Below are 16,102 nucleotides of genomic sequence, written 5' to 3' on the forward strand. Positions count from 1 at the left end.
ACCGTCCCCTTGCTTTCTCCTCCCATTATAATAAACGAGACAACTGTATCGATACAGTTGTGGAAAAAACGTATTGTTCGAACCCGTATTTCGTCATACGATGGCGTTACCGGATATCGTTCGCGAACGCGATCCCGACTTCCATTCGAAAGGAGGAACCGATCATGGAACAACAAGGAATCAAACTGGCTTATTTGCTGACGGTCGTGAATGCGTCCATCATCGGATTATCGTTCCTGTTTACAAAGATGGCGCTCGAATACGCCAACCCGATCGATACGTTAGCTTTTCGTTTCGCCCTGTCGTTTGCCGTCATGACGATACCGGTCTTGCTCGGCCGGGTTCGGCTCCATTATCGCGGCAAGCCGTTATACAAAGCGCTTCTGCTGGCCGTCACGTATCCGCTCGGGTTCTTTACATTTCAGACGTTCGGACTGCAGCACGCCACTTCTTCCGAAGGAGGCATATTATATGCCTTCACGCCGGTGCTGACGATGCTGCTCGCCTTCATTTTTTTGAAAGAAGCGACAACCGTGCGGCAGAGGCTGTCCATTTTCCTGTCGGTATTCGGCGTTTTGTTCATTTTTGTGATGAAGGGAAGCAGCATCGATTGGACGAACGTGACGGGGATGTTCCTTTTGTTTTTATCGTGTCTCGCATTTGCCGGATACAATGTGCTGGCCCGCTCGCTGCTTCGAACGTTCAGCCCGGCGGAAATCACCTATATGATGCTCGGCATCGGCTTCGTCACATTTTTCGCCGTATCGCTCGCCAGTCACGCGGCCGCGGGCACGCTCGATCTGCTCGTCGCGCCGCTCGCATCCGGTCCCTTTCTCGTATCGATCGTGTACCTCGGGGTATTATCCTCGCTCGTGACCGCATTGACGGCAAACTACGCCTTGTCCAAGATGGAAGCTTCCAAAATGAGCGTATTTTCCAATTTGTCGACCATCGTCTCCATCGCGGTCGGGGCAATGTTCCTTGGAGAGGATATCACGTTATATCATCTCATCGGTTCGGCGCTCATTATAGTGGGGGTTACGGGAGCAAATTTGAGCCTCGGGCGAAAAAAAATAAAGCAGGGATCGCTTCATTCCGACCGGATAAAGGCTTAATGAGGCTGGAAACAATATAATTCAGGGAACGATCCATTCGACAAGGAGCTGAATAATATTCATATGACATCTACTGTAAAAGCCGATTTTTTCGAAACCGTCCGGGAACGCCGTGCCGTCAAGCATTACGATGCGAGTTATAAATTAAGCGAGCAAGAGATCATGGAGCTGCTGGAAATCGCCGGCAGCGCGCCGTCGGCCTGGAATCTTCAGCACTGGAAATTTCTCGCGATCACCGACCAAGCGGCCAAACAAAAGCTGCTGCCTATTGCGAACGGGCAAAAGCAGGTCGTCGATGCGTCCGTCGTCGTCGCCGTGCTCGGAAACCTGCAGGCGAATCGGAATGCCGAGGCCGTCTTTGGCTCTGCCGTGCAAGCCGGTATGATGCCGGAGGAGATTAAAGCGAACCTGATTAACCAAATCGAATCGGCGTATGCCAACATACCAACCGTCCCGCGCGATGAAGCGATTCGCAATGCATCGCTGGCCGCCATGCAGCTCATGCTCGCGGCGAGAGCGAAAGGGCTCGATTCTTGCCCGATGGGCGGGTATAACCCAGGCCAATTCGTCGAAGCATTCAACGTTCCGGAACAATACGTACCGGTCCTGTTGGTCGCGATCGGTAAGGCGGCGACTCCGGCACGTCCGTCCGGACGGTTTCCGGTAAGCCAAACGGTCGTCTGGAATCATTTTTAAACAACATACAGGATAGGGAGGGAAGACGTTTGAGCAAGCTGAACACTCTATTTCGTCAAAGAATCGGGTTTCCGGCCAACGATCCGCTCTCTTTTGAAAGCTTGAATTCCATTCTGGAAAAAACGGCAAAAGCGATTCCGTTTGAAAATTTGCGCATTATCGAGCATCGTACGAGCGATATATGCGCCGAGCAGCTCATCGACGACATGTTGATAAAGGAACAAGGCGGTCTTTGTTACGAATTAAATTCGCTCCTGCAATTGTTCCTTATCGAGAATGGCTTTGACGCAGTCTTGACGCGCGGCATTGTATTTAACAAAACCATGCGGGAATATGCCCCATTCGGAAGAACGCATGCCGCGATTCTTTTAACGCACGAGAATAAGACGTATGTTGTCGACACGGGGTTTGGAGGAAATTTGCCGCTAACCCCCGTGCCGTTAACCGGTGAAACCGTAAGTTCCAGCAACGGCCAGTTTCGGATCAGGCAAGAGGATAGCGAGCATGGGGATTTTGTACTGGAAATGAAGCTCAAATATAAAGATACCGACTGGAACACCGGATATGCTTTCGATTCCCGCAAGCCTATCGCCGATCTATCCGAATGCAGCGAGATCCAGAACATCATCGCCGCGCATGAGCAATCTCCATTCAATAAACATCCGCTGCTCACGAAACGGACAGACGCCGGCAACATGACATTGACCAACCGTTCTTTCACACAATGGAATCACGGCATCGTTACAAAAGAATCGATTGACGAAGCGAGATACGAGGAGCTGTTACGACAGCATTTTGGCATGCAAATCAATCCGCGTGAGTAAGTCAAATCCATACGAGCCGTTCACTTGCGACGATACGCCTTTTCATGAAATCCTGCAATGCTGCGAAACAGCGTCTTCCCGTCCTCCGGCAGCCCGTTCGTCTCATCGAAGTTCAAATACATCGCCTGATAAGGCTCGGGTACCCAGATGTACTGATGAACGTAAGCCGTGAGATGGAAGCCGTTTGTTTCCCAGAAACGGATTCGCCGGCGGTTCTCCTCCGTCGGTTCGGATTCGACCTCGACGATGATCCCTTTGCACTCCGTAACCGAGCGGGTCCACGGCTTAATCCGGTCCAGCATGAGCCCGCCATACCCGCGGCCGCGTACCTCTTGGCGAATCGCCAAATAATCGATGATGAGCGCGCCGGCTTGCCGATCGATTCCGGTTAGCGCCATGCCGACCATTTCCGAGTCTTGTGCGATCGTGTGCAGCTGACACATCTTTCTTTCAAACATACGGCGAATGATCTCGCGGCTTTTTTTGCCGTCAAGGGGAAATGCTTGCTCGTAGATTCGCTCCGCTGCAGACCAGCGCGCGTCGTCCCACTCGTCGGTGACGAAGTACTCCAATGCATCCAATGACGTACACCCCTTCCGGGAATCGGGTTAGTAAATTTATGAGCTCCCATTAAGTATAGCATCTGTATGGGGAGAAAACTCACGGGAACCCTCTACTTCATATCCACAATCTCTTAACCCCGACAAATTGTTGACCGATGAATTCCATCCTGTATACATCCGGTTTGGTCGTGTTCAGTAAAAAATCCAAATCGTACCGTTTGTCATAATACCCCATCGTTAAAGTCATTACGGCTCCATGCGTGCCGACCGCTATTCGCCGTCCTTGATAGGTTGTTAATAATTGTTTCAACACGGTTATAGCCCGGTTCTGACACTCGTGGTTCGTCTCCCCTCCCGGTAAAGCAAAGCTCGGATCGGAAAACGACCTTTTCAACAAAGGCATTAATTCGTTATCGGGCATTCGGATATCTTCGTTAGAAAACTTTTGTTCCTTAAGCTCTTCAAATTGTAATATTTCTTGTCCCGACCTTCGAGCGGACTCTTCAATGGTTAGAATGGCCCGCCGATATGGGCTTGAAACGTATACTTCGATCCCCTCTCCTGTCAATAATTCCGTGATTCGACACGCATCTGACTTGCCTTTCTCCATTAACCCTCTTGTTCTCTCCGATCCTTCCGTCTTCGGCGATTCCCCGTGTCTCACCATATAAATATAAGTTGTCATACCTGCCTCCGTTATCCAATAGATGAATGGTGCTTTTAGCTTCCAGGCTTCATTATAAGGAACAGCTAACTGGAATAAAGAGAAACAAGCTGATGCGGATTTTCCTATTTTTAATTATAGTGCTATAAACTCCGATAACGCCAAAAAAAGCTACCGATTCATACCGGCAGCCCACAATCTTAAATCAACCGCGATTACGCTCCAAACCTTTGCCTATACCCGCACCTTCTGCATAATTCTTCGACAGCTTCCCTGCGGGAAAATCCTTCTACGAGGTTATTCGCCCGCTCCCCATTCACGATATCGGAAAAGGCAGTCTGATGAATATTGCCCAGATTGATAACGCCTTCCCCATCCAGACAGCATGGCACCACAGTCCCATCCACGAGAATGGCCGCCTGGCTGCGAAGCGCATGGCAAAATCCTTTGCCTTCATCCTCCGGCGCCGTCAAACTAGGCCACTGGAATTCATAGTCCTGGTTCAAATAGACGCGGTCGGCGACTCGCAGTCCTTCGCCCGGCACTACTTTTTCTTCAATCTTGTAATCCAAGCCGAACTCCTTCTCGATGATTTCGAGCGTTTGGCGGTTTCTGCTCCTTTGCATATTCGTTATATTGTCCTGCGTCAAATTCCATAGACGGAACGAAAAAATGATCTTATGCTGCTCCGCTTCGCGGACGAAGGAAAGAATTTCGCGCAAATATCCTTCTCGGTTCGTAGAGCCCTCGTGTCCGTCAAAGCTGTGGAGCGAAAAATTCATCTGTCTCAGCGCAGGCTTTCCCAGCAGCTTATGCCGGTTTTTCGCGATCAGCGTTCCGTTCGTCGTAATATTGACCTTGAACCCTTTTTCGTGGCTAAGATCCAGCAGCTCGTCGATCTTGGGATGAAGAAGCGGCTCTCCTTTCACGTGAAGATAAATATAATGGGTGTGCGGCTTAATCTCATCCAATCGTTTCGAGAAATCCTCCACTTTAATGAAATTTGCTTTTCGCTCCGTCGGCGGGCAAAATGTACAGGCGAGATTGCAAATGCTCGTAATTTCTATATACACTTTTTTAAATGTTTTCAAGATGATATCCCCGTTCCAGATGTGTAGGATTATTTGTTATAGGCTTCGATTATATCCTACATCATAACATGGGGGGCATGGACAAGAAACGGTGTATTTTTAGCAAAACATCTTATACGATTTCGATTTGCGCTTCGCTCATTTCCCATAAGCGCTTCGCATCCTCCTTATGCCGGGCGGCCTCGGAAGGAATTGCCGCTCGCATCTCCTTGTAATACCCCCCGTTAGCGGCATTCATTTCATCGGAGTCCGCCAGCCAGACCAACGTCTCTGCCCCCTGTTCGGGCGTGCGGGAAAACTTTTGCATCACAGCCATCGTCACGCGCGCCAACCATCCGTTGTCTTGATTAAAGTTCGTCGCAACCAGGCCGGGATCGAAGCAAGCGGCTGTGACCCCCGTTCCCTCCAGCCGTCTCCCTAATTCCGCCGTGAACATAACGTTGGCGAGCTTGGTCTCGCCGTAACGAACATTGGCGCCGCCCAGCAGGTTCAGGGGGAAACCGTAGAGACGCTTGGCACTCGGATCATCAAAGCGAATCCCCGCTTTTGCCATCTTATGGCCATGGGAAGCGGTCGTTATGATGCGTGCATGACCGCTCTCTTTCAACCGATCCAGTAGCAGCTTCGTCAGCAGGAAGGGACCGAGATGATTGACCGCCCAGGTCATCTCGATTCCGTCCGTCGTTAGCTTACGCGAAACGAACATCGCACCGGCATTATTGATCAAGATGTCAATTCGGGGCCATCGCTCCAAAATATCCGCAGCGCCGCTTCGAATCGACGCTTGAGAAGCCATATCCATAACAAAGATGTCGACCTTGGTATGATGACCGGCGGCAGCTTTCAATTGCGCGGCCGCCTCTTTCGCTTTCGCCTGATTCCGCGCAACGATCCCCACAATTGCGCCACGTTGGGCGAACTCCTTGGCCGCAGCGAAGCCTATGCCGCTGGTGGCGCCGGTAATAATCACGTATTTGCCGAATACCGTTCCCTTCGTATTCGCTTCCATCTTCATTCATTCCTCCTCGCAATTCATAAATGAATGATTCATTCATTTATCTTGTAAGCTAACCTTAATTTATTTTCTTCCGTTCGTCAATAGGAATTTCGCCAACAAGGCTTTCGTGGAAAAAATAAGCAAAATTGCACTTTAAGAGACAGGCCATTTCTGCTATATTTATACATTAATTGACATCGTTCGTAAGAGGGGGGCCCATGAATCGAAAAACGTTAAAAGCACTCATGATTATTTGCCTAATCAGCATCATGATGTTCAACGCGGCTTGGCTCCATCAAGTGAATGCGCAAGCGGAGGACATGCAGAAAGCAAAAGTGTTGGCCTCCCTGCTGAATGTACGCAGCGAACCGGACCAGAAGTCTACGATCGTCGGGACTTTAGAGCGAGACACCCTCGTTTCTTATTCCCAAGAATCGTACGGGTGGATCAAAATCAACTCCGGCCGCATCTCCGGCTGGGTGGCGGGCTATTATTTGCAAAATGTAAACGCCGCCGAATCGGACAAGCGTCCGAAGACGGCGACGGTGTCCCAAGCGAAAAGCTCTCAGGGGCTGAAGGGGAAAATCATTGTTATCGATCCCGGTCACGGCGGCGTAGATCATGGAGTGATCGGCAAGAAATACAGCTCCAGCGAAAAGACGCTGAATCTGAAAACTTCCCGCTATTTGGCGGACTTGCTTCGTCAGGCCGGGGCTCAGGTCATCATGACCCGAACCGACGACAAAGAAAATCCCGCCCTATCCGAAAGGGTGGAAGTCAGCGAGAAAAAACGGGCGGATGCCTTTATCAGCATCCATTACAATTCGTCCCCGAAGCCGGTGAACGGTACATTGACGTTCTACTATTCGAAATCGAAGGACGAGCCGCTCGCGAGAAAAATCGAAACCCAGCTGAGTAAGTCGCTGGGGCTAAAAAGCAACGGCATTTCGTTCGGCGATTATCACGTGCTGCGGGAAAACGCACAGCCGTCCACGTTGGTTGAGCTTGGTTTCTTATCGAACCCGAAGGACGAAGCGATTGTCCGCTCTGCCGACTATCAGCAAAAAGCGGCGGCCGCCATCGCCGCCGGGTTGAAGGATTATTTCACGAAGTAGGAAAAACAAACCGTTCGATACGCGATATTTTTTCTTCGGTTAGCGGGCCGGAATTGTCAAAATACAATATCGAAGCTTCATGAAGCGGCCATTTGATTTCCCGCAGCGCGAGCGAACGGCTGAATTCGCTCCAGTTGTCCAGCTTCCACGCATCGATCGGCCTGCCTCTTTGTTCGATCCGCCTACGGTAATGCTCCTCATCGGGGAGAAAGACGTAGGCCACCTTGACGTCTACATCGCGCAGCGAAGCGCCGATTCGCGAGAGCTCCTGCTCCAGCCACGACGGGTCTCCCGTCTCTTTCGTGAAAGGTCCGATGACAAAGGCGTCCGTTCCAAGCTCCAGATTTTCCAATGCGGCATCCATCGTCACACGGTAACCGAGGTCCCGGCAGCGCGTTTTATACACGGGCGAATCGCGGTCGTTCGGATCGAGTCCGGAAAGAGTCATGATCGCCTCCGCCGCGGGCTGTAACAATGTGTCCATGTCAAAGAATGCCGCTCGGTGCCTCCTTGCTAACGCTTTGGCGAGCGACGTCTTTCCCGCGCCGGCAGCACCTAAGAAAAAAACAAGTTTCCGCATACGAACATCCCCACTCTATCCATTTTTTATCGGAAAACGGTATACATGTACCACCTTCAATGCAAGCATTGGAGGTCTTTGTCATGCGCCAATACTACTATACTACCAATGCCCCTATTTTTTGTGTTTCCAGACTATTCCATTTATAGTTCATTATCCATTTCCTGTTAAATCAAATGGTATAAAATAATAATAGAAGGGGGTGCATCATATGGGTGAAAAATGTATAACGACAACGGAACGAAACGTAATAAAAAAATGGGCGAACAAACTCAAAAAAGAGGAGATTCTTTCCTATCCAAAGAAAAAGGCTTTGGAAAAACTGAAACTTCCCTATAAATGCATAGGAGCGGGAAAGCATAGAATTGTATTCGATATGGGAAAAGGGTACATTTTAAAAGTCGCCAGAGTAACGAAAGGCATGAAGTGCAACAGTAGGGAAGTAAGACTTTATCACCGCGTACCTTCATCTTTGCGAAAGCACCTCGGCAAAATCGTCGATCATGGCGACGGTTGGTTGATCATGAGGAAAATCGATAAGCATCTTCCCAAAACTAGAGATTACAAGAAAAAAGTATCGAAGGTGTATCGCAAGTTTAAACGTTACGGCGTGAAAATTTCCGATATTATTCAATCCGGAAAACCGAATAAAGCCAATATTCGCGTAAACAAAAAACGGCGCGTTGTCTTGATCGACTACGCAAACAACCGAAAGCATCATTGATCGTCTACGGGATGTATGAAACTTTCTACCCTTCCGCCACATCCGCTCCCAGCTCGCCAGCCACCTCCATCATCTTGGGGATCACCGCTTCATTGGCACCGGACACGTAAATATCTCCCTGATAATGGCGGAATGGGATGCTTTCGTCGCCGCAGCGCCACATGAAAAAGTCTCCCTCTATGGACACGGTAGTAGAGCCTGTGATCGTAAACACGGTGGTATACGTAAAATCGGGCTTGGAATCAAAATATTGTTTGCATTCTTCCAACGTTATGGCTTGCGCCGAATTGTCATGATCCCTTTCCTGAAATGCTCTTGTAATTCGATAGCGTTGACTCATTAGGATCCCTTACCTCCAACGTCTTTCAATTGATGAGATTCGTCCGCAAAGCGATCGCTTCGCTTAGATTAGATTGTAACGATTGCAGCCGTTAACGTAAAGGCTGCTAGAAGGTCCGACCGAAAGCTTTTCACCCGAAAAATTGCGTCAAACATAAAAAAGCACCTTGAAGAACCGGCCGATACCGGTATCTCGGGGTGCTTTTAACGCATACGCAATGCTTGATATTTATACTTGCGGTCGTCCCCTATCGGGCAGCAAGGGCGAAGCTTCCCCAAAATAAGTAAGCGTCAGCTTGTGCATCGCTCTAGTGCAGGCGATATACAGCAAGCTTCGATCCATCTCCGTCGTATAGTTCGCCGCATCGCAGAAAGGCACGATCACTTGATCAAACTCCAATCCTTTAGCCATGTGCGATGAAGCGATAAGGATGCCGTCATGAAATTTCTCGCTGCTGAAATCCAGCAAATATACATCCTTATGCATATCCTTGATCTCTTGATACAGCTGCTTCGCTTGAGCTTGCGTCTTGCATACGATGCCCAGCGATCGATGCTCCGACTCCAGAAATTGAGCCGCCGCTGTTCGGATCAGCGCCAACTGCCCCTCCGCGTCGCCTGACGCTTGGATTCGGGGACTATCGCCATGCCGTTCAATCGGAATCATCCTGCTGTTCGGATTGATTTGCCGCGCAAAATGAATGATTTCGATCGTCGAGCGATAGCTCTTTAACAATTCGACGGTATCCGCTTCGGGAAACACTTGCTTGATCTCGGTTATCGAAGATGATGAGTAAGGATTAACAGATTGATTGCCATCTCCTAGAATCGTCTTCTTGCATTTGAACAGGCGGGATAGGACGGCGTATTGCACCGCGGTATAATCCTGCATTTCATCTACCAATACATGTTTCACCGATTCAAAACCGTGCGCGCCTTCCAGTAATATTTTCAAATATATTATAGGAAATACATCGGAAAACTCCAGTGTCTTCGGCTTGTACAGCTTGAACCATTCCGGTTTGCCGATGTACTCGCAAAAATCCTTATAAAGCGAAATCATGTTCAAAGTCTTGAACATCTTTTTGATCGCGGTTTTGATTTTGTTCGCAGCGGCGGGCTTTAGTTTCTGCCCGTCCTCGTCTCTGGCCGAACCGGCGACAATCGATGCCGTTTTGTCCAGCCTTTGTTTCACCGGCAAGCTGCCGGCTGCCTGATAGGCGCTCGCGATGTCTTCTTTGGCAATGCGTGCGGAAGAAAGCGACAGATCGGCAGGTACGAAATATGTCTCGCTGCAATGCCGTACGAACTGTTCCAGCCGGTGCACGAAGCTCAGGCCCGCTTTGGATTGAATACACGCAATCAAGGCCTCGTCGGCCGAGGCGGTTAGCCCGGAGACTTGTTCGCCGAACGTTTGGAACCCGCAAATGCCCTTAAGCTCCCTTGCCGCTAATTCATCGAATCCGATCTCCATGATTTTTTCTTCCCCCAGCTCCGGGAGCACGTTGGAAATATAGTCGGAAAACACCTTATTCGGAGAAATGATGAGAATATTTTGCGATGTGATCGTCCCTTTATACCTGTATAGCAAAAAGGCAATCCGGTGCAGCGCGACGGAAGTTTTACCCGATCCGGCCACGCCTTGAATGATCAGCTCATGGGAATGTTCGTTACGGATAATAACGTTTTGCTCTTTCTGAATCGTGGCTACGATGTTCTTCATCTTCTCGTCCGATGTGTGGCTAAGTTCCTTTTGCAGCACATCGTCGTTAATGTTCATCGAGCTTTCGATCATGTAGTCCATGACGCCATGTTTGATCCTATACTGCCTCTTTAAGCAAATCTCGCCTTCGACCTCGCCAGCCGGAGCTTCATAAGCCGCCCGGCCGACATTGTAGTCATAAAACATGCTCGCGACCGGGGAACGCCAATCATAGATCATATTGCGCTGGCTGTCTTCTTCGCTGAAGGAATGGACACCGATATAAAAAGCGTCCGCTGCCGCGCTGCCGTCGGCCATAAAATCCACCCTGCCGAAATATGGGGACTGCATTAATTTTTGAAGTCTTCTTTGCAGATCGATCGCCCTTTCTCCTTGATCAATCGTTAGCGAAATATCGACCCGGTTGGCCGCTCTTTCCGCCGGATCGAGTCCGGCCATATTCGTCCAGACGTATTTTTTGGCTTCAATCACTTCAAGACGGGTCGCATCGATCTTATTTTCCAGAGCTTGCAGCGCTTGGCGAAGCTTCGATACGATCGTCTGCACATAGTCTCTTTCTTCCGATTCCGTTGAATTGATGATCATGGGATCCCTCTTTTCCTCGCAACAATATGGTTAAGTATAGAGAAAACCCTAAAAAAGTATAGACTTATACTTTCCGTTGTAGTATTATATGTTAATCGTGGGTCCAAAAATGATTATACAAATATTCCCAATTTGATATACTTAAGTCCATAAAAAAGCCGCCAGCCACTCGGAATTCCCGGTGTTTGGCGGCTTTTATTGCTTTATGACAGGGCAGCTACGCTACATGCCATCTTCCACAAAAGTAATTTTGGACATAATTTTTCGGATGAAGCGCGGCAAAAAGTAAGCTGTCGGGAATGCGATCACAAATGCAATTCCCCATGAGGAAAGCCATCTTTCTATATTAAAGGAATGAATCCCGGCATTAATCAGCATCGCGAAGAAAGAAATGATACAAGACATGCCCAGCGCCATTAAAAACGTAAACGTAAGATGCTCATATTTTTTATGCAGTTTCAACCGTCATCACCTTTTTTCGTTTTTGAGTAAGCTCCGAATGTTGGATGGCTCCCTGTTTACTTTCCTTTAACGGTAATAGCTTACTGCCGAATGCCGAAAATTGTCAAGAATATTGTCGAAATTTGTAAAAATAACAAATAAACACGCCGGCTGTACGACGTGTTTTTTCTTATTCCTTCTATCATTTCCCCACTAACGTGGTTACTTTTGTTCAAATGCTATCCATTCTTGTTTTCCAATTCATCTGCCAATTCGACGAGCTTGTTAATCGTTTTCCAATTGCGCGTAGTCGTCGCAACGCCCAGCTTCTCCACTTGAACGGCGAGCTTCGAATCGCGGATGCTGCTGCCGAACAACAGATACACGTCCCTGCCTATGATTCGGTATTGATCGTTCTGGAAGTCCAACGACTTCAGCTTGTCTACCCGCTCCGCGACCGGCTCGCTCATCAACATCGAGACGTGCAGGCATTCGCCTATCGCGGAAGCTTTCGCAGCGGCGATTTGCTGGTTCGTGAAAGGAAGCTTCGCTACCATCTGCCTTAATTCCTCAGCCGTTCGGATGATCACTTTGAGCGTGAGACCGAACGCCTTCTCCATCTCGAGCTCAATTCGCCCGCGCAGCGTCTCCTCCCGTTCATCCGACTCGAACAAAATGTTGCCGCTCTGAATGTACGTCCGTACTCGGGCGAGGCCCATCCTTCCCAGCACTTCCCGCAGCTCCGCCATCTTGATTTTATTGTTTCCGCCTACATTGATGCCCCGCAGCAATGCAATATGTATGGTCATGCGTATTCCCGCCTTTTTCACAGAGTTCGTAACGTTAAGTTTATCACAGGATGGCCGTGATTTATTGTAAAAATGCGACAGCGGCGTCGGTATCAGGCTTAAATAAAACAATGTCCTTACCCGCGATCCTTCTCCTGATTCCGCATGTTTTTCCTTAACGTCTTGAAGGAACCGAGGGTCGTTCCCTTGGGTACATTAGGGACGCTCCATTTGGGCGTACCGATGAGCTGCGACGTATAAATGCCGGTGTGCCCGGAGACGGCATAGCTGACAATACATGCAATAAACATATAGATCGCCCCGCCGGAGCCGAACAGCTCGATCCCCATTAAAAAACAAGCGATCGGCGTGTTGGTCGCTCCGCAAAAGACGGCGATAAATCCTAATGCGGCAAGAAACGGCGCATACAGCCCCAAGAAATGAGACAAAGCGTTCCCAAGCGTCGCGCCGATGGCGAACAAGGGGGTCACTTCCCCGCCTTGAAATCCTGCCCCCAGCGTAAGCGAAGTGAACAACAATTTCCAAACAAACGCAGAGGGAGAAACTTCACTATAGAACGATTGCTGGATCAGGGGAATGCCTAATCCCAAGTAATCCCGCGTTCCAAGCAAATAAACAAGACCTATAATCACGATACCGCCTACCGCACTCTTGAGGACGGGATTGCCAAATAATCGGCTGTACCCCTTCTTCAACGCATGCGTCAATTCGCTGAACAGGACACTTGTCAATCCGAACAAAATGGAAGCGACGATCACCTTGCTCAACACCGTCCCAGACAAGCCGGGAATTTCGCCAGCATCGTAATGAAGATGAGCTACTCCCCAGAACGACGTTGTGACCAAGTTACCTACAAAGCTGGCGACGAAGGCCGGAATAAGCGCTTCATGGCTGATGAAACCGATTGCGAGCACTTCCAGGCCGAATACCGTACCGGCTAACGGTGTGCCGAATATGGAACCGAAGCCGCCGCTGATACCGCAAATCAACAGCAGTTTCCGATCGGCCGCGTTCACCCGCAGCAGCTTGCCGAACCATTCGGACAAGCTGCCTCCCATTTGCACGGCGGTTCCTTCCCGGCCGGCAGACCCTCCGAACAGATGCGTCACGAGCGTTCCGAACAAAACAAGCGGCGCCATGCGAAGCGGAATCGTTTCCGCTCCGCCGTGAATTTGCTCCAGGATCAAATTATTGCCCTTCGCGCTGTTTTTCCCGAATGCAATATAAAGATAACTGACTAAGGCACCGCCGAGCGGGAGGAAGAACAATAACCAGGGCTGCTGCATCCGAAGGCCGGTTACATAATCCAAGCCGACAAGAAAAAAGGCGGAAGCGGTTCCTGTCAACAGGCCTGCACCGCTGCCGAGAATGATCCATTTCACCAGTCCATACATTCGTGCCATATGCCTTAACCTTTCATCATCAATCGACCGTTTTCCTGTAACTTTTTCCATAACGTACGCCGCTCTCCCTCTTATTATACACCTAAAAACAAACAGACTCCTACCAGTAAAGTATACTGGTAGGAGTCATTAGCCTTCGCAGGCGGTTATGGCGAACTCCATCGCCTTATGAACTTGAACCCATTATATTGAAATATGCGCTTGTCGTCAATGTTTCTATACATGTCTCAGTTTCTCCGGATTGGCAACGGTATAGATCGTTTGAATTTGATGGCGATGAAAAGCAAAAGAAAATATATATTGTAGCTGGTCATCCGTGATGAGCCGGATTCCCGGCATACCGTTCACGCGCACGAAAGCGTACTTGATTTTTCCCGTATACATATGATGCAAATTTTGCAGCAACGCGGCAACCCGCTTCATTCCAACGATAGGGATTTGAGCCGCTTTTACTTTGCCTCCGCCGTCGGAATAGAGCACCACGTTTTCGCTTAACAATTCCAGCAGCTTGTTCGTATTTCCCTGCAATAAGGAATTGACGAACTCCTTGATCTGCCCCTCCGCAACCGAAATCGACGGGGTTTGTTCCGGATCGAAGTGGATGCTCTTCTGGGCGCGGTGAAAGATTTGACGGCAGTTTGCGCTGCTTTTTCCGATCATATCGGCGATTTCGTCATACGAATAGTTAAAAATTTCCCGCAGAAGAAATACCGCTCGCTCCACCGCGTTCAGTTGTTGCAGCAGCAATAGGTAAGCCGTGGAAATCGTTTCTTTTTGCAAATAAACGTCAGACGGGTCCGCGTTCAAAGTATCGTTCTCGAGCAGCGGCTCCGGCAGCCAGGGACCGACGTACAGCTCCCGTTTTTTGGCCGATGAGCGCAGCAGGTCCAGGCAGCGGTTCGTTACGATTTTGTATAAAAATGCTCTTTCATTGCGAATCGCAGCGGCATCGGGCAATTGATCATAGGCCAAAAACGCTTCTTGCACGATGTCTTCCGCATCCATGACACTGCCAAGCATCCGATAGGCCATCGAAAAAAGAGGAGTTCGATACGTATTATATAACGTCTCTGTGCTCATAAGTGGTTGCCCTCCCCGAATCCGTGTGCGAGAGAACGTGCTGTACCGCCCTTTTGGCGCTTGCCGTGGCGGCATCGACCAGCATCTCGCCATGCGTCGCCCATTCTCCGGCCACGTACAGCCCGGCGATTTCCGGAACGGCCGGTCCCGGGTTCTCCAGACGTTTCAAATGCATAAAATCATGGCAAACCGTCATTCGGGGAAGGAACTGCTTCTCCACGAGCTCGCTCCGCCAACCCGGCTGCACCATGTCTAAGGTTTGTTCCAATTCCTGTAAGTCTTTCTCCGGATTTTTGTCCGTTCCCTGATACTTCAATAGCGAGATCACTTGCGCGCCATCGTCGCTTAGGGTAGCCGCGCGGGATTGGTTGCTGAGAAAAACCGTCTGATCGATGCCGTATACCAATTGTTGTTTCGGTTTCGGGAGACGCCGCAGCGCTACATCCAAACAAGCCGTCGTAATTTCAATCGCTTGTTCTTTCCAGGTATGAAGCGCGGTCGCTTCCGCGTGCGGCACCAGCCGATGAGCGGCGGCAGGCGGCACCGCGAGAATGATATGGTTCGCTTCCACTTTCGTTCCGTCCTCGCAAAGGACGTGCTGCACAAGGCCTCCGCGATGCTCGACCGAAACGGCCTTGCTTTTCGCTAGGATTTGGACGCCGTGCCCCAATGCTTTTTGAGTTAATTCATCGATCATTGTACCCCAGCCCCGGTCGAGATACAACACGCCTTGAAGTGCATTTTTCAGCTGCTGCAATACGGGGCCTGCCGCTTGCAAGTCAGGCGCCGCCGCAAAGCTTGCCGTACGCAGCAAGGAATAAAACAGGTTTCGTACCATGGGATCGTGCACGTTTCGTTCAATCCATTCGCGGAGGCTGATACGGTCAAATGCGCGCATATCCAGTTTCCCTAATTTCGTCAGCCAAGCGGCAAATTCCATTTTCCCCTTCAAGGACAACAGCGGCGTGGTAAGCAAAGATCCGACGCCCATAGGCAAGGTGCTTAATTTCCCTTTCCAAATCCCGTACGCATCGATCGAAGGTTTGTTTCCTTGCAAGCTGAGCCCTAATTCGCGGAACGTCTCATGCGCATCGCCAAAGTACAACGCATGCCCGCCCAGATTGAAATATGCTCCGCTTATTTTATTGGTAACCGCCCGCCCGCCCAAGCGCTCCTGCTTCTCCACGACAATCGTTCGTTTGCCGGCTTTGGCCGCATAAATGGCCGCGGTTAATCCGGCTACGCCTCCACCCACAACAGCTACATCATATTTCATCATCCATCTCATCCCTTTCGGTTTTATACCGGTATGACGGGCAAGGGAAGCCGGATGTGACAAATCGATAAAAAAAG

The 16,102-nt window shown here is 49.8% G+C and carries 17 protein-coding genes and 1 riboswitch; of the genes, 5 read left to right on the plus strand and 12 right to left on the minus strand.

Going from position 1 to position 16,102, the window contains the following annotated elements; all coding sequences use genetic code 11:
• Positions 1 to 164: 164 nt before the first annotated feature.
• From ACFQI7_RS22780 to ACFQI7_RS22790, 3 genes are all read left to right on the plus strand, one after another.
• Positions 165 to 1,115 (plus strand): DMT family transporter, encoded by a 951-nt coding sequence (locus tag ACFQI7_RS22780; protein ID WP_218102054.1) that lies wholly within the window; start codon positions 165 to 167, stop codon positions 1,113 to 1,115.
• 63 nt (positions 1,116 to 1,178) lie between these two features.
• Positions 1,179 to 1,811, plus strand: a complete 633-nt coding sequence (locus tag ACFQI7_RS22785) for a nitroreductase family protein (RefSeq protein ID WP_218102055.1) — start codon at positions 1,179 to 1,181, stop codon at positions 1,809 to 1,811.
• Positions 1,812 to 1,840: 29 nt separating this feature from the next.
• Positions 1,841 to 2,635, plus strand: coding sequence for an arylamine N-acetyltransferase family protein (locus tag ACFQI7_RS22790; protein WP_218102056.1), 795 nt, complete (start codon positions 1,841 to 1,843; stop codon positions 2,633 to 2,635).
• Positions 2,636 to 2,655: 20 nt separating this feature from the next.
• Here the strand turns inward: ACFQI7_RS22790 and ACFQI7_RS22795 are convergent, their stop codons facing one another.
• From ACFQI7_RS22795 to ACFQI7_RS22810, 4 genes are all read right to left on the minus strand, one after another.
• Positions 2,656 to 3,216 (minus strand): GNAT family N-acetyltransferase, encoded by a 561-nt coding sequence (locus tag ACFQI7_RS22795; protein ID WP_218102057.1) that lies wholly within the window; start codon positions 3,214 to 3,216, stop codon positions 2,656 to 2,658.
• 97 nt (positions 3,217 to 3,313) lie between these two features.
• Positions 3,314 to 3,883: a histidine phosphatase family protein gene (locus ACFQI7_RS22800; protein WP_218102058.1), complete on the minus strand. Its 570-nt coding sequence runs from the start codon at positions 3,881 to 3,883 to the stop codon at positions 3,314 to 3,316.
• Between the two features lie 194 nt (positions 3,884 to 4,077).
• On the minus strand, positions 4,078 to 4,953 hold the full coding sequence (locus tag ACFQI7_RS22805) for a radical SAM/SPASM domain-containing protein (RefSeq protein ID WP_218102059.1): 876 nt from the start codon (positions 4,951 to 4,953) through the stop codon (positions 4,078 to 4,080).
• Positions 4,954 to 5,065: 112 nt separating this feature from the next.
• Complete coding sequence (locus ACFQI7_RS22810) at positions 5,066 to 5,968, minus strand: SDR family NAD(P)-dependent oxidoreductase (protein WP_218102060.1); 903 nt, start codon at positions 5,966 to 5,968, stop codon at positions 5,066 to 5,068.
• A gap of 200 nt (positions 5,969 to 6,168) precedes the next feature.
• On the opposite strand from ACFQI7_RS22810, the gene ACFQI7_RS22815 reads away from it, so the two are divergent.
• Complete coding sequence (locus ACFQI7_RS22815) at positions 6,169 to 7,065, plus strand: N-acetylmuramoyl-L-alanine amidase (RefSeq protein ID WP_218102061.1); 897 nt, start codon at positions 6,169 to 6,171, stop codon at positions 7,063 to 7,065.
• Here ACFQI7_RS22815 and ACFQI7_RS22820 read toward each other — a convergent pair.
• Positions 7,055 to 7,645, minus strand: coding sequence for an AAA family ATPase (locus ACFQI7_RS22820; protein WP_218102062.1), 591 nt, complete (start codon positions 7,643 to 7,645; stop codon positions 7,055 to 7,057). The genes ACFQI7_RS22815 and ACFQI7_RS22820 overlap by 11 nt on opposite strands.
• Positions 7,646 to 8,021: 376 nt before the next feature.
• Here ACFQI7_RS22820 and ACFQI7_RS22825 point away from each other — a divergent pair, with 376 nt between their 5' ends.
• Entirely contained in the window at positions 8,022 to 8,369 is a 348-nt protein-coding gene (locus tag ACFQI7_RS22825; RefSeq protein WP_218102063.1) for a hypothetical protein, read from the plus strand.
• A gap of 25 nt (positions 8,370 to 8,394) precedes the next feature.
• Here ACFQI7_RS22825 and ACFQI7_RS22830 read toward each other — a convergent pair whose 3' ends face one another.
• The 7 genes from ACFQI7_RS22830 to ACFQI7_RS22860 form a co-directional block, all read right to left on the minus strand.
• The gene (locus tag ACFQI7_RS22830) at positions 8,395 to 8,709 is read right to left on the minus strand and encodes a hypothetical protein (protein ID WP_218102064.1); all 315 of its coding nucleotides are present in this window, start codon (positions 8,707 to 8,709) and stop codon (positions 8,395 to 8,397) included.
• 228 nt (positions 8,710 to 8,937) lie between these two features.
• Entirely contained in the window at positions 8,938 to 11,016 is a 2,079-nt protein-coding gene (locus tag ACFQI7_RS22835) for a HelD family protein (protein WP_218102065.1), read from the minus strand.
• A gap of 222 nt (positions 11,017 to 11,238) precedes the next feature.
• Entirely contained in the window at positions 11,239 to 11,478 is a 240-nt protein-coding gene (locus tag ACFQI7_RS22840; protein ID WP_218102066.1) for a DUF2798 domain-containing protein, read from the minus strand.
• 218 nt (positions 11,479 to 11,696) lie between these two features.
• Positions 11,697 to 12,266 carry a DUF1697 domain-containing protein gene (locus ACFQI7_RS22845; protein ID WP_218102067.1) on the minus strand — a complete coding sequence of 190 codons (570 nt, stop codon included), beginning with the start codon at positions 12,264 to 12,266 and terminating at the stop codon, positions 11,697 to 11,699.
• A gap of 116 nt (positions 12,267 to 12,382) precedes the next feature.
• Positions 12,383 to 13,669, minus strand: coding sequence for a voltage-gated chloride channel family protein (locus ACFQI7_RS22850; protein ID WP_377517647.1), 1,287 nt, complete (start codon positions 13,667 to 13,669; stop codon positions 12,383 to 12,385).
• A gap of 113 nt (positions 13,670 to 13,782) precedes the next feature.
• Positions 13,783 to 13,844: riboswitch (Fluoride riboswitch) on the minus strand.
• A gap of 41 nt (positions 13,845 to 13,885) precedes the next feature.
• Entirely contained in the window at positions 13,886 to 14,749 is an 864-nt protein-coding gene (locus ACFQI7_RS22855; protein ID WP_218102069.1) for an RNA polymerase sigma-70 factor, read from the minus strand.
• Positions 14,727 to 16,028, minus strand: a complete 1,302-nt coding sequence (locus ACFQI7_RS22860; RefSeq protein WP_218102070.1) for a phytoene desaturase family protein — start codon at positions 16,026 to 16,028, stop codon at positions 14,727 to 14,729. Before ACFQI7_RS22860 ends, ACFQI7_RS22855 begins: the two co-directional genes overlap by 23 nt.
• Positions 16,029 to 16,102 lie beyond the last annotated feature (74 nt).

Origin of the sequence: Paenibacillus allorhizosphaerae (genome assembly GCF_042659105.1) — a bacterium.
Taxonomy (GTDB): Bacteria; Bacillota; Bacilli; order Paenibacillales; family NBRC-103111; genus Paenibacillus_G; species Paenibacillus_G allorhizosphaerae.

Excerpts from the sequence above, each read along its gene's own strand:
- ACFQI7_RS22855 (WP_218102069.1), bottom strand. The coding sequence starts at position 14,749 with ATGAGCACAGAGACGTTATATAATACGTATCGAACTCCTCTTTTTTCG.
- ACFQI7_RS22835 (WP_218102065.1), bottom strand. The coding sequence starts at position 11,016 with ATGATCATCAATTCAACGGAATCGGAAGAAAGAGACTATGTGCAGACG.
- ACFQI7_RS22860 (WP_218102070.1), bottom strand. The coding sequence starts at position 16,028 with ATGATGAAATATGATGTAGCTGTTGTGGGTGGAGGCGTAGCCGGATTA.
- ACFQI7_RS22850 (WP_377517647.1), bottom strand. The coding sequence starts at position 13,669 with ATGGCACGAATGTATGGACTGGTGAAATGGATCATTCTCGGCAGCGGT.
- ACFQI7_RS22845 (WP_218102067.1), bottom strand. The coding sequence starts at position 12,266 with ATGACCATACATATTGCATTGCTGCGGGGCATCAATGTAGGCGGAAAC.
- ACFQI7_RS22825 (WP_218102063.1), top strand. The coding sequence starts at position 8,022 with ATGGGAAAAGGGTACATTTTAAAAGTCGCCAGAGTAACGAAAGGCATG.
- ACFQI7_RS22830 (WP_218102064.1), bottom strand. The coding sequence starts at position 8,709 with ATGAGTCAACGCTATCGAATTACAAGAGCATTTCAGGAAAGGGATCAT.
- ACFQI7_RS22810 (WP_218102060.1), bottom strand. The coding sequence starts at position 5,968 with ATGAAGATGGAAGCGAATACGAAGGGAACGGTATTCGGCAAATACGTG.
- ACFQI7_RS22820 (WP_218102062.1), bottom strand. The coding sequence starts at position 7,645 with ATGCGGAAACTTGTTTTTTTCTTAGGTGCTGCCGGCGCGGGAAAGACG.
- ACFQI7_RS22800 (WP_218102058.1), bottom strand. The coding sequence starts at position 3,883 with ATGACAACTTATATTTATATGGTGAGACACGGGGAATCGCCGAAGACG.
- ACFQI7_RS22785 (WP_218102055.1), top strand. The coding sequence starts at position 1,179 with ATGACATCTACTGTAAAAGCCGATTTTTTCGAAACCGTCCGGGAACGC.
- ACFQI7_RS22780 (WP_218102054.1), top strand. The coding sequence starts at position 165 with ATGGAACAACAAGGAATCAAACTGGCTTATTTGCTGACGGTCGTGAAT.
- ACFQI7_RS22815 (WP_218102061.1), top strand. The coding sequence starts at position 6,169 with ATGAATCGAAAAACGTTAAAAGCACTCATGATTATTTGCCTAATCAGC.